This is a genomic window from Streptomyces sp. NPDC047982 (assembly GCF_043204165.1).
GTDB lineage: Bacteria > Actinomycetota > Actinomycetes > Streptomycetales > Streptomycetaceae > Streptomyces.
Window position 1 is genome coordinate 123,524 of sequence record NZ_JBIDBS010000002.1, and the last position, 13,143, is coordinate 136,666.

At 72.1% G+C, this 13,143-nt stretch carries 8 protein-coding genes; 5 read left to right on the top strand and 3 right to left on the bottom strand.

The genetic code is table 11. The features are described 5' to 3' along the window. Positions 1-133 precede the first annotated feature (133 nt). The 5 genes from ACGF2V_RS02465 to alc all read left to right on the top strand — a co-directional run bounded on the left by ACGF2V_RS02465 (position 134) and on the right by alc (position 5,350). Positions 134-415: a hypothetical protein gene (locus tag ACGF2V_RS02465; RefSeq protein ID WP_362622630.1), complete on the top strand. Its 282-nt coding sequence runs from the start codon at positions 134-136 to the stop codon at positions 413-415. Next, positions 416-2,626 (top strand): 4-alpha-glucanotransferase, encoded by a 2,211-nt coding sequence (malQ, locus tag ACGF2V_RS02470; RefSeq protein WP_362704211.1) that lies wholly within the window; start codon positions 416-418, stop codon positions 2,624-2,626. It begins immediately after the preceding gene. 141 nt (positions 2,627-2,767) lie between these two features. Beyond that, complete coding sequence (locus ACGF2V_RS02475) at positions 2,768-2,998, top strand: hypothetical protein (RefSeq protein ID WP_362622624.1); 231 nt, start codon at positions 2,768-2,770, stop codon at positions 2,996-2,998. Between the two features lie 187 nt (positions 2,999-3,185). Beyond that, positions 3,186-4,124 (top strand): LysR substrate-binding domain-containing protein, encoded by a 939-nt coding sequence (locus ACGF2V_RS02480; protein ID WP_362622621.1) that lies wholly within the window; start codon positions 3,186-3,188, stop codon positions 4,122-4,124. A gap of 44 nt (positions 4,125-4,168) precedes the next feature. Continuing rightward, entirely contained in the window at positions 4,169-5,350 is a 1,182-nt protein-coding gene (alc, locus tag ACGF2V_RS02485; protein ID WP_362704214.1) for an allantoicase, read from the top strand. Positions 5,351-5,495: 145 nt separating this feature from the next. Here alc and pepN read toward each other — a convergent pair whose 3' ends face one another. The 3 genes from pepN to ACGF2V_RS02500 all read right to left on the bottom strand — a co-directional run bounded on the left by pepN (position 5,496) and on the right by ACGF2V_RS02500 (position 12,909). Further along, complete coding sequence (gene pepN / locus ACGF2V_RS02490) at positions 5,496-8,072, bottom strand: aminopeptidase N (RefSeq protein ID WP_362622615.1); 2,577 nt, start codon at positions 8,070-8,072, stop codon at positions 5,496-5,498. A gap of 178 nt (positions 8,073-8,250) precedes the next feature. Further along, positions 8,251-9,282, bottom strand: coding sequence for an aspartate-semialdehyde dehydrogenase (locus ACGF2V_RS02495; RefSeq protein ID WP_362704217.1), 1,032 nt, complete (start codon positions 9,280-9,282; stop codon positions 8,251-8,253). Positions 9,283-9,600: 318 nt separating this feature from the next. Further along, entirely contained in the window at positions 9,601-12,909 is a 3,309-nt protein-coding gene (locus ACGF2V_RS02500) for a S8 family serine peptidase (protein ID WP_362622609.1), read from the bottom strand. Positions 12,910-13,143: the final 234 nt, after the last annotated feature.

Consider the following 13,143-nt stretch of genomic DNA (forward strand, 5'->3'; position numbering starts at 1 on the left):
GCGGAGAGCCGGGCCCAGGGAAACGGAATGTGACTCGGGGCACGTTGAACTCGTTGCGATAACGCCTGCGTCTGCGGCCGGGCCGGCCGGGTAGGCGCGCTGTGCCCTGTTCCGCCACGGCCAGGAGGTCACCATGCCCGCTGCCGCGCAGCTTCTGTTCTCCGCCCTCTCCCGACAGGCACCCGGTCCCGATCCGCTCCCCTGCCCGTCGTCGCCCGGCGTGTTCCCCGCGCCCGGCCCCGGCCCCCTGACGAGCGAACCGCCGCTCGCCGACGCCATACCGCTGACCAGCGAGCCCCCGCTCGCCGAGGCCACCCCGTTGACCAGCGAACCCCCGCTCGCCGTCAATGCCCCGCTGATCAGCGAGCCGGCCACCGTCGGCAGCACGTGGGGCATGGAGTCCCCAGGAGTCTGAATGGGTCTGTCCCGGCTCGCCGCACTGCACGGCGTCGCCACCCCCTCCTCCCCGTCCGCGGGTGTCACGGTGCCCGTCCCCGACGACACGCTCGTCGCCGTGCTCGCCGCGCTCGGCGTGGACGCCGCCACGCCCGAGGCGGTACAGGAGTCGCTCGTCGCCGCCGAGTCCGCCGCCCGCTCCGCGCTCCTCCCGCCGACGCTGGTGGTGTGGTCCGGGGAGCCGCCTCCCGCGGCGCTGACCGCCCTGCCGCCCGGCACCACGCTCGACATCGCCCTCGAGGACGCCGGTTCGCCCCCGCCGCCCTCCATGCGGATCGGGGCCGCCGCAGCGGGCGGCGGCACGACCCCGGGCCGGGGCGCTCGTTCGGCCAGGACCACGAGCACGGGCGCGGGGGCCGCCGGTACGGGTACGGAGGCGGGCGCCGGGGCGGGCGAGCCGACGGCCCCCGCGTGGTGGAGGGAACCGCCGCTCGGCGTGCACCGGTTGTCCGTGCGCGAGCCGGGCGGCCGGAGCGCGGGCGCCACGCTCGTCGTCGCCCCGCCGCGGGCGCCGGGCCCGCCCGCCCGCTGCCACGGCTTCCTCGTACAGCTCTACTCCCTGCTGTCCGCCCGCTCCTGGGGCATGGGCGACCTCGGCGACCTCGCCGATCTGGCCGCCTGGTCGGGGCGCGCACTCGGCGCCGGATTCATCCAGATCAACCCGCTCCACGCCGCCGTGCCCGGCGACCCCACCGACCCGTCCCCGTACCGTCCGTCGTCCCGGCGCTTCCCCGACCCCGTCCATCTGCACGTCGAATCGATCCCCGAGTACGGACACGTACCGGACCGGGCCACCCTGGACGACCTGCGGCAGGGCGCCGCCGCGCTCGCCGACACCGTCCTGGACAAGGGGGCCCTGATCGACCGGGACGCCGTCTGGGAACTCAAACGCCAGGCCCTCGAACTCGTCCGGGACGTCCCCCTCACCCCGGGCCGCCGCGCCGCCTACTGCGACTTCCTGGCCGAACAGGGGCAGGCCCTGGAGGACCACGCCCTGTGGTGCGCCCTCGCCGAGGTGCACGGCCCCGACTGGCACACCTGGCCGCCCGCCCTCCACGACCCCCGCTCCGAGGAGACCGCCCGGGCCCGCCGCGACCTGATGGACCGGGTCGACTTCCACTGCCGGCTCGCCTGGCTGACCGACGAACAGCTCGCCGCCGCCCAGCGCGCCGCCGTGGAGGCCGGGATGAGCGTCGGCATCGTCCACGACCTGGCCGTCGGTGTGCACCCCGGCGGCTCCGACGCCTGGGCCCTGCAGGACACCCTCGCGCACGGCATGTCCGTCGGCGCGCCCCCGGACGCCTTCAACGCCCACGGCCAGGACTGGGGGCTCCCCCCGTGGCGCCCCGATGCCCTCGCCGCGTCCGGCTACGCTCCGTACCGCGAACTGCTGCGCCGTCTCCTCGCCCACGCGGGGGCCCTGCGCATCGACCACGTCATGGGGCTGTTCCGGCTCTGGTGGGTGCCCGAGGGGCGCCCGCCGACCGAGGGCGCGTACGTCGGCCAGGACGCCGAGGCGATGCTCGCCGTCCTCGTGCTGGAGGCGCACCGCGCCGGGGCCGTCGTCGTGGGGGAGGACCTCGGCACCGTCGAACCGCGGGTGCGCGAGACGCTGGCCCGCCGCGGTGTGCTCGGCACCTCCGTGCTCTGGTTCGAACGGGACTGGGACGGCACCGGCCGCCCCCTCGCCCCCGAGCGGTGGCGCGAGAGCTGCCTGGCCACCGCCACCACGCACGACCTGCCGCCCACCGCCGCCCGGCTGACGGGCGATCACGTGGCGCTGCGTCACGGCCTTGGTCTGCTCACCCGCGGCCTCGCGGAGGAACGGGCCGCGGAGGCCCACGACACCGCCGAGTGGCTCGGCCAACTCGCCCGGCTCCGCCTGCTCCCGGAGGGCGAGGGCGACGAGGAGGGTGCCGTCCGCGCCGTACACCGCTTCCTGCTGCGCACCCCCGCCCGCATGGTCGGTGTCTGGCTCCCCGACGCCCTTGGCGACCGCCGCCCGCAGAACGTTCCGGGCACCTGGGACCAGTACCCCAACTGGCGGCTGCCCGTCGCCGATGCGGAGGGCGACGCGGTCACCCTGGAGGAACTGGCCGCCGCGCCCCGTCTGCACCGGCTGATGGAGATCTTCCGCCCCCACGAGGACCAGGGACCAGATGGCCGGTGACGCGCACCGGGCCCGGCACCCGACGGTGACCCCGCCGCGAACCCGGGCCCACGCGGTCCGTATGCCGTCCGTACGCGGTCCCGGGACCCGTACGGCACCCCCGGGCGCGCGCCCGTCGTGGGCGTTCGCTACGTTTGCACCGTGGACAAGAAGAACGCTATGCGCGCCGGCGCCGTCGCGGCCGGAACGACGCTGATGATGCTGCTCATGTCGTCCCCCGCGCTCGCGCTCACCCGGGACGACGGTGACGACCCCGGTCCGGGCCTGAGCGTGATGGAGACCGTCGGCCTGTACGTCGTGGCCCCCATCGCCCTGTACGTGGTGATCGCGGGCCTGGTCATGATCTTCGACAAGTCCAAGAAGCAGGCCTGACGAACCCCGGGAGACGGCCCGACGCGTCCGGAGACGGACCCGTTTCCTGGATGCGGACGACCCGTGTCCTGGACACGGACCCGCTCCCGCCGAGTGCGCCGCCGGTACCTTGTGCCGCGCGGCGCACACGCGTGTCCGGGCGGCAAAGGCCCCGAGCCGTTCCCGGACGCCCGGACGGTTCGCGCCCATGACCGACTGGGACCTCAAGAAGCTCCGCATCCTGCGCACGCTGCGCGACCGGGGCACGGTCACCGCGACCGCGCAGGCGTTGCTGATGACCCCGTCGGCCGTCTCGCAGCAACTGTCCACCCTGTCCCGGCAACTCGGCGTCCCGCTCCTGCAGGCCCACGGGCGACGGGTCCGCCTCACCGACGCCGCGCACCTCGTGCTGCGTCACGCCGAAGCCGTCTTCGCCCAGTTGGAGCGCGCCGACGCGGAACTGACCGACTATCTGCGCGGCGAGGCCGGTGAGGTGCGGGTCGCGGCGTTCTCCACGGCGGTGCCCGCCCTCGTCGTACCGGCGGTCCGGCGGCTGCGCGCCGAGGACCGCCCGGGCCCGCACGTGCGGGTGCGGGAGGCGGAGGCCGCGCAGGCATACGAACTGCTGGCCGCCGGTGACGCGGACCTCGCGCTCTCCCTCGCCGCCCACGCCCCGGCGACCCACGACCCCCGGTTCGCGGTGCTGCCGCTGCTCGCGGAGCCGCTGGACGTGGCCCTGCCCGTCGGCCACCGCCTGGCCGCCGTGCCCGGGCTCCGGCTCGCCGACCTCCGCGACGACCCCTGGATCTTCGGCGGCTCCGGCCCCTGGTCGCGGATCACTACGGCGGCGTGCGAGGCGGCCGGATTCGTACCCGAGCAGGCGCACAGCGCCGCGGGCTGGACGGCCATCCTGGCCATGGTCGAGGCGGGCATGGGGGTGGCGCTGATCCCGCGCATGGCATCGGCGGAACGGCGCGGCTGCCGGGGTGGCGTGGTGTTGCGGGTACTGGAGGCGGACCAGCCGCGACGGCATGTGATGGCGGCGGTACGGCAGGGCGCCGAGCGGGGGCCCGCGGTGGCCCGGGTCCTCACGGCGCTCACCGGGACGGCAGCATCGTTCACTTCAACTGCACGGACAGTGCAGTAACTTTCGATGGACCTGCCGGTTCGGCGATGGCGACAGTGGCCCCCATGACCTTCGACCGGAACGAGAACCAGCAGGGGAAGTCCCAAGAGCACGAGTACCACCACGAGAACGCCGCCGAGGACCCCCACGCCAACGACGCGACCCCGTACGGCGGCGGTGACCCGTACGCCGACTACCGCACCACCGACCTCCCGTTCACCGATCTCGTCGACCTCGCCGACCGTCGTCTCGGCGCGGGCGTGATCGCCGCCAACGACGAGTTCTTCGCCCAGCGCGAGAATCTCCTCGTCCCGCAGCGCGCGGTCTTCGACCCCGAGCGCTTCGGCCACAAGGGCAAGGTCATGGACGGCTGGGAGACCCGCCGCCGACGCGGTGCGGACGCGCACCACCCGTTCCCGGCCCCCGAGGAGCACGACTGGGCCCTGATCCGCCTCGGCGCCCCCGGCGTCATCCGCGGCATCGTCGTCGACACGGCCCACTTCCGCGGCAACTACCCGCAGCGCGTCTCCGTCCAGGCGACGGCGGTCGACGGCGCCCCGAGCCCGGAGGAACTTCTCACGGACGACGTGAAGTGGCAGGAGATCCTCCCGCCGGCCCCGGTGCGCGGCCACGCCGCCAACGGCTTCGCGATCACCAGCGGCCGGCGCTGGACCCACCTGCGTCTCTGCCAGCACCCCGACGGCGGCATCGCCCGCCTCCGCGTCCACGGCGAGGTCGTCCCCGACCCGGCCTGGCTCGCCGCGCTCGGCACGATCGACCTGATCTCGGTCCTCAACGGCGGCCGTTACGAGGACGCCTCCGACCGCTTCTACTCCTCGCCCACCCAGATCATCCTGCCGGGCACCTCCCGCAGGATGGACGACGGCTGGGAGAACCGCCGCCGCCGGGTCCGCGACACCCACGACTGGGTCCGCTTCCGCCTCCCCGCCCAGGGCGCGGTCCGCGCGGTCGAGATCGACACCGCCTGCCTCAAGGGCAACGCGGCCGGCTGGATCGCCCTGCACGGCCGCGACGGCGAAACGGGCGAATGGTGCGAGATCATCCCCCGCACCCGCCTCCAGCCCGACACCCTCCACCGCTTCGTGCTGCGTGCCCGCGCCGTCGTCACCCACGTCCGCCTCGACGCCTTCCCCGACGGGGGCGTCGCCCGGATGCGGCTGCACGGCACCCTCACGGAGACCGGCGCGGCCGAGCTGACCCGCCGCTTCGAGCGGGCCCTGGTGTAACCCGTCTGTGCGGCTGCGCCCCGGGGCTCAGGAGCATGGTTTGCTGAACAGCGGTGCCCCTGGTACGTCCGGGAACGGAGAACAGCGATGCCCCGGACCGCGCGGCTGCGGTCCGGGGCATCGCCGTCTCCCGTACGGGCCGTGGTTACGTGGTGGGCGCCGCCGCGTCCGCCGCGCGGGCCTTCAGGGCGCGTTCCACGCCGGAGCGCGACTCGGAGATCAGGCGGCGCAGGGCCGCGTTCGGCTCCGCCGAGGACAGCCAGGCGTCCGTGGCGTCCAGGGTCTCCTGCGAGACCTGGATGCTCGGGTAGAGGCCGACGGCGATCTGCTGCGCCATCTCGTGGCTGCGGGACTCCCAGACGCCCTTGACCGCCGTGAAGAACTTCTCCGTGTACGGGGCCAGCAGCTCGCGCTGGTCGGACTGGACGAAGCCGGTGATGACCGCCTCCTGGACGGCGTTCGGCAGCTTGTCGGACTGGACGACCGAGGCCCACGCCTCCGCCTTCGCCGCCTCCGTGGGGCGGGCTGCGCGGGCGGTCGCCGCGTGGCGCTCGCCCGCCGCCGTCTTGTCGCGGTCGTACTCGCCCGCGATCTCGTCCTCCTCGAAGACGCCGGTCGCGGCGAGCCGTTCGACGAATGCCCAGCGCAGCTCCGTGTCGACGGCCAGGCCCTCGATGGTCTCCTTGCCTTCCAGCAGCGCGGCCAGCAGGTCAAGCTGCTGCGGGGTGCGGGCGGTCGCCGCGAAGGCGCGGGCCCAGGCGAGCTGGTGGTCGCTGCCCGGCTCCGCCGCGCGCAGGTGGGCGAGCGTCGCCTCCGTCCACCGGGTCAGACCGGCCTCGCGCCACTCGGGCGCCGCGTACAGGTCCAGGGCCAGCTTCACCTGGCGGTGCAGGGACTGGACGACGCCGATGTCCGACTCCTTGCCGATGCCGGAGAGCACCAGGGAGAGGTAGTCACGGGTCGCCAGCTCGCCGTCGCGGGTCATGTCCCACGCGGAGGCCCAGCACAGGGCGCGGGGCAGGGACTCGGCGAAGTCGCCGAGATGCTCGGTGACGACGCGCAGCGACTCCTCGTCGAGCCGGACCTTCGCGTACGAGAGGTCGTCGTCGTTGAGCAGGACCACGGCGGGGCGGGCGGTGCCGGCCGGGAACGGCACGGTGGTGCGCTCGCCGTCGACGTCCAGCTCGATCCGGTTCGTACGGACCAGCTTGCCGGAGTCGTCGAGGTCGTAAGCGCCGATCGCGATCCGGTGCGGGCGCAGCGTCGGCTCGCCCTTCGCTCCCTCGGGCAGGGCGGGGGTCTCCTGGAGGACCGTGAACGAGGTGACGTGGCCGTTCCCGTCCGTGGAGATCTCCGGGCGCAGGATGTTGATGCCCGCGGTCTCCAGCCACGCCTTCGACCAGGTCTTCAGGTCGCGGCCGGAGGTCTCCTCCAGCGCGCCCAGCAGGTCGGACAGGCGGGTGTTGCCGTAGGCGTGGGCCTTGAAGTACGCCTGGACGCCCCTGAAGAACTCGTCCATGCCGACGTACGCCACCAGCTGCTTCAGGACCGAGGCGCCCTTGGCATAGGTGATCCCGTCGAAGTTGACCAGCACGTCGTCCAGGTCACGGATGTCCGCCATGATCGGGTGCGTGGAGGGCAGCTGGTCCTGGCGGTACGCCCACGTCTTCATGGAGTTGGCGAACGTCGTCCAGGAGTGCGGCCACTTCGAGCCCTCCGCGTACGCCTGGCAGGCGATCGACGTGTACGTGGCGAACGACTCGTTCAGCCACAGGTCGTTCCACCACTCCATCGTGACGAGGTCGCCGAACCACATGTGGGCCAGCTCGTGCAGGATGGTCTCGGCGCGCGTCTCGTACGCCGCGTCCGTCACCTTCGAGCGGAACACGTACTGGTCGCGGATGGTCACCGCGCCCGCGTTCTCCATCGCCCCCGCGTTGAACTCGGGGACGAACAGCTGGTCGTACTTGGCGAACGGGTAGTCGTAGTCGAACTTCTCCTGGAACCAGTCGAAGCCCTGCCGGGTGACGTCGAAGATCGCGTCCGCGTCGAGGTACTCGGCCAGCGACGGGCGGCAGTAGATGCCGAGCGGAACGGTGCGGCCGTCCTTCTCGTAGCTGCTGTGCACCGCGTGGTACGGGCCGGCGATCAGCGCCGTGATGTACGTCGAGATGCGGGGCGTCGGTTCGAAGGACCAGACGTTGTCGCGCGGCTCGGGCGTCGGGGAGTTCGAGACGACCGTCCAGCCCTCCGGGGCCTTCACGGTGAACCGGAACGTCGCCTTCAGGTCGGGCTGCTCGAAGCTCGCGAAGACGCGCCGGGCGTCCGGGACCTCGAACTGGGTGTAGAGGTAAGCCTGCTGGTCGACCGGGTCGACGAAGCGGTGCAGGCCCTCGCCGGTGTTGGTGTACGCGCAGTCGGCGACGACCTTCAGCTCGTTGGAGCCCGCGACCAGGTCCGGGAGCGCGATGCGCGAGTCGTGGAACACGGCCGCGGCGTCCAGCGTCCTGCCGTTCAGCTCGACCTCGTGCACGGTCGGCGCGACCAGGTCGATGAAGGTCTCCGCACCGGCCTCGGCGGAGTCGAAGCGCACCGTGGTCACGGACCGGAAGGTGCCGCCCTCCTGCGCTCCGGAGAGGTCGAGATCGATCTCGTACGCGTCCACGGTCAGCAGGCGCGCCCGCTCCTGTGCCTCTTCGCGGGTCAGATTCGTGCCAGGCACGCGGTCATCTCCTTGGGTGTGACGTTTTCGGACATCCTTCCACGTCGCAGGCCCGGGCGGAGCGCGGAGGAACGCGAGCGGGCGCGGACGGACGCGGGCGAGCACGCGGGCGTAGGAAAGGGCGGCCACCGCACTCCGGTGGCCGCCCTCTCCCGTGCGTGGTCCGTACGCGGACGCGTCAGCCGTTCTTCAGCTCCGCCGCCACCAGCTCAGCGATCTGCACCGCGTTCAGCGCCGCGCCCTTGCGCAGGTTGTCGTTGGAGACGAAGAGCGCGAGGCCGTGCTCCACGGTCTCGTCGACCCGGATCCGGCCCACGTACGAGGCGTCCTTGCCCGCTGCCTGGAGCGGGGTGGGGATCTCGGAGATCTCGACGCCCGGGGCGCCCTTCAGCAGCTCGTAGGCGCGCTCGACGCCGATCGGGCGGGCGAAGCGCGCGTTGATCTGGAGCGAGTGGCCGGAGAACACCGGGACCCGGACGCAGGTGCCGGACACCTTCAGCTCCGGGATCTCCAGGATCTTGCGGGACTCGTTGCGGAGCTTCTGCTCCTCGTCGGTCTCGAAGGAGCCGTCGTCGACGATGGAACCGGCCAGCGGCAGCACGTTGAAGGCGATCGGGCGCTTGTAGACGGCGGGCTCGGGGAAGTCGACGGCCCCGCCGTCGTGGGTGAGCCGGTCGGCGTCGGCGACGACCTTGGACGCCTGGCCGTGCAGCTCGGCGACGCCGGCCAGCCCGGAACCGGACACCGCCTGGTACGTGGCGACGGTCAGCGCCTCCAGGCCAGCCTCCTCGTGCAGCGGGCGCAGCACGGGCATGGCGGCCATCGTGGTGCAGTTCGGGTTGGCGATGATGCCCTTGGGGCGGTCGGCGACCGCGTGCGGGTTGACCTCGGAGACCACCAGCGGGACCGCGGGGTCCTTGCGCCAGGCGGAGGAGTTGTCGATCACGACGGCGCCCTGCGAGGCGACCTTCTCGGCCAGCGCCTTCGAGGTCGCGCCACCGGCCGAGAACAGCACGATGTCCAGTCCGGTGTAGTCGGCCGTCGAGGCGTCCTCGACGGTGATCTCCCGGTCCTCCCACGCGAGGGTGGAGCCCGCGGAGCGCGCGGAGGCGAACAGCCGCAGTTCGTCGACCGGGAACTTCCGCTCGGCCAGGATCCCGCGCATGACTGTGCCGACCTGACCGGTGGCGCCGACGATTCCGACCTTCACGGGAACTCCTTCGAACGTACGAACTGTCACGGTTGCCGCTCCATGATGCGTATGTCCACGGCTTCCTTGTCCAATCCATTGTCCGGGGTGTGGACAGTGCCCGCCCGCCCGGTCGTGCGCGGGCGCGGCGCGCATGGCAGTGGGGGGGGGGGGGGGGGGGGGGGGGGGGGGGGGGGCGGGGCCGGCGCCGCGCGGGACACAGGGGGTGGGTGCGCGGCGGCCCGGCTGGGGGGGGGGGGGGGGGGGGGGGGGGGGGGGGGGGCGCGCCCGCCCCCCCCCCCCACTGTCGTACGGATCACATGCCGGACACGGTGTCCGTTACGGCGTGACCTTCTCGATCACGACGCTGCCGGTGCCCGCCGCGGTGCCGCGGCTGTTCACCAGGTGGACCTCGCCGAAGAACTGCCGGCCCGCGGGGGCCGCCCCGGCGACCGACACCTCGGCGGCGATCTCGGTGGAGGCGCCGCCCGCCAGGTTCACGGCCTTCGACTCGTCGACCTTGATCGTGCCGAGCGACGGCGTGTAGTACACGTCGCGGTAGTCGTACGTGCTGGTCCCGGCGGGGACGTCGTAACCGTGGACGAGGACGGTGTACGTACCGGCGGCGGGCTTCTCCAGGCTGACCGCCTCCTCGGAGCCGGCCGTGGTGGACTTGTCGACCTGGGTGTTGCCCTTGAAGACGTACAGGTCCAGGTCCGCGTTGGCGTCCGAGGTGCCGCCGATGGCGACGTCCAGCTTCTCGACGCCCTCACCGATGGTGACCGTGTACAGCTGCTCGTCACCCGTCTTGATCGTCGGCTCGGCGACCTTGGCCGAGCCCAGCGAACCGCCCTTGAGCGAACCCACGAGGTCACCGGCGTTGTTGGTGGCCTTCCAGGTCACCGGGGCCGGGGTGCCGATCTTCGCCTCGGGGAGCGTCTGCACCGCCGGGTCGAAGGTGGCACCGAGCAGCGAAACGTCCAGCTTGTACGGGTTGTCCAGCAGCGGCGAGGTGCGGCGCGACTCGACCTCGATCTCCCAGACGCCCGGCTGCGGGTCCTTGTAGGAGCGCACGTCGGGGCGACAGGTGTTGGCCGGGTTCTCGTAGTTCGGGTAGCAGAAGATGGTGGCGCTGTCCTCCATCTGCACCCCGTAGGGGTGGATCGAGATGAAGCGGGTCTGGCTGCCGGAGCGCAGACCGCTCAGCGCGACCTCAAGGGTCTTGGCGCCTTCGGGGACGGTCAGGAAGTACGACGTGCTGCTGTTGCGCTGCACGGAGCCGGACGCCTTGAACGCGTAGGAGGGCTTCGCCAGCTCCGTGGAGACGACGACCGTGGTGAGGATCTGCTGGTCGACGCCGACGGTCTTCTTGTCGTCGACGCGCAGGATCGCGCTGTGCACGCCCTTGCTGCCCGGCTTCGCCTGGACCTTCACCGTGACCGGCCGGTCCAGCGGCAGGGAGACGGTGGACGGGCCGACGAGCTTGAAGGTTCCGTCGTTGTTCTTCCACGACAGCCGGTGCTTGACGGCCTTGTCCGGACCCGTGGTGCGGGTGATCGTGACGTCGTACGTCTTCTTCTGGCCGGCCTTCAGGCCGCCCTCGCGGTCGTAGAGACCGGTGCCGAAACCGGGGGTCTTGAGCGCGAAGTCGATCGCGGTGTCGACCGGGGCCTTCACGGCGTACTCGTGCGCCGGGGTGCCCTGCCTCTCGATCAGCTTCCAGGCGCCGACGATGTCGATCAGACCGGAGCCCTGGGCGTGCGCGGGCACGCCCTTGATGTGGGTGGCGGAGCTGGTCAGCGCGGTGCGCAGGTCGGCCGGCGGCAGCTCGATGTTCCTCTGCTTCGCGGCCGACAGCAGCAGCGCGGTGGCGCCGGCGGCCTGCGGCGAGGCCATCGAGGTGCCCTGGAGCATGGAGTAGCCGGCCGGCAGGCTGTAGCCCGCCTCCTTGACCGGACCGCCGGGCAGCCAGGTCTGGGTGGTGTTGATCGCGGCGCCCGGGGCCGTCAGGGTCGGCGTGAAGCCGCCGTCCTCACGCGGACCGCGCGAGGAGAACGGCATCATGGCGTACTTCTTGGTGACGTTCGAGCCGTAGTTGGCGGCCCAGGTCTCCTTGGAGATGGACGCGCCGACGGAGATGACATGGTCGGCGAGACCGGGGTCGCCGATGGTGTTCACGCCCGGGCCGTCGTTGCCGGCCGAGACGACGAGCTGGACGCCGTAGATGTCGACGAGCCGCTTGTAGAGCTCCGCGCGGGCGTTGTTGCCGTCGTTCAGCGGCGGCAGGCCGCCGATCGACATGTTGACGACGTCCACACCGCGGTTCACGACGAGGTCGATCATGCCCTCGGTGAGCGCGATGTTGGTGCAGCCGCCGGACCAGGTGCAGGCACGCGAGGAGACGATCTTCGCGCCGGGCGCGGCACCGTTCATCCTGCCGCCGAACAGGCCGTTCGCGGCGGTGATGCCCGCGACGTGGGTGCCGTGCGCACCCTCGATGACGCCGATGCTGACGAAGTCGGCCTTGGCGCCCGCCGCGTTGTGGACGACGTTCTTGCGCGTCTCCACGGTGAACGGGATGCGCTCGACGACATCGGTGCGCGGGTCGTCCTTGCCGAAGTAGGAGACCTGGTGCTTCTCCTTGTACGGCTTCAGGGTCGCGTCGTCGGTGAAGTCGGCGTTGTCGTTCAGGTCGACGCGCACGTCACCGGTGACCGGGTCGTACAGCACGGCCCACACGTCGGTGGTGTCGCCGTCGCGGTTCAGGTCGCCCGCCATCTCGCCGCCCTTGGTGGCGGCCTCGGCGAACAGGCTGATCCGGTAGTCGCCCTTGGGTGCCTTGTACGTGCGGCCCTGGTGCGTGAAGGCCGGTCCGGACACCGCGTCGGTCATCCGCAGCCAGGTGCCGTCGCCGTCGCTGACCGGGTCCGTGGCGGTCACCCAGTCGACGATCTTGCGCTCACCCGTGGTGGTCTTCTGCAGCGCGGGGTGGCCGATGTCGACACCCGAGTCGAGGACGCCGATGGTGATCCCGCGGCCGTCGGCCTTCGGGTGCTGCTCGACGAAGTCCACCGCGCCCGTCTCGAAGGACGGGTTGTACGGGTTCTTCGCCGGGGTCTTCTGGTCGGGCGCCGGGTAGCTGCCGGTCACCTTCGTCCTCGTGGCCCCGGCGGCGCGGTCGCCCGCGGGCGTCGGGTCGTCCAGCTTGATCTCCTGCTTGAGATCGATGCCGTGGACGGAGGACAGCTTGGAGGCGGCCTTGATGGTCGCGTCGGCGCTCGCGGTCGGCACGGTGGCCCGTACGTAGCCGAGCTTGTCGTACGCGCGCCCCAGCACGGAGCCCTTGACGGCGTCCAGTTGCTTGGCGACCTGGGCGGTCGCACCGGGAGCGGTGGCGACCATCATCGTGATGTTCTTCTCGCCCTTGGCCTTGGCCTTGGCGAGGACCTCGGCGTCGGTCGCGCCGAGCTTGTCCTTCGAGGCGTCCTCGGCTGCGGACTTGACCGGGCCGGGCGCGGGGTTGTCGACGGCGAAGACGGGGGCCGCGCCGGTGGCGGCGAGCGCGGCCACCAGGCCGGCGGCAGCCGCGACTCGGGCCGCGCGTCTCGCCCCGGGTATGAGACTGGAGGACTCGGTGGTCATCAGCATCCCTGAAAGTGAAAGAGACGGTCCGGAATTCGGTACCGGATGACCGCTCACCCTTTCGTAAATGACAGGGGTTGTGGAGAGTTGTGGGGGGGCGAGATGTGGACATGGCGGCATCCCGCCAACGGGTCTGATGTGCCATCAGGAATGAAACGGTCGAAAGCGGCCTCTGGGGCGAGGGCGTGGCGTGTGTACGGTGCGGTGCGCGTGGCGCGGTGCGCGATGCGTGTGATGCCG

Coding starts and splice junctions, on each gene's coding strand:
- ACGF2V_RS02465 (WP_362622630.1), top strand. CDS start 134: ATGCCCGCTGCCGCGCAGCTTCTGTTCTCCGCCCTCTCCCGACAGGCA.
- malQ (WP_362704211.1), top strand. CDS start 416: ATGGGTCTGTCCCGGCTCGCCGCACTGCACGGCGTCGCCACCCCCTCC.
- ACGF2V_RS02480 (WP_362622621.1), top strand. CDS start 3,186: ATGACCGACTGGGACCTCAAGAAGCTCCGCATCCTGCGCACGCTGCGC.
- alc (WP_362704214.1), top strand. CDS start 4,169: ATGACCTTCGACCGGAACGAGAACCAGCAGGGGAAGTCCCAAGAGCAC.
- ACGF2V_RS02500 (WP_362622609.1), bottom strand. CDS start 12,909: ATGCTGATGACCACCGAGTCCTCCAGTCTCATACCCGGGGCGAGACGC.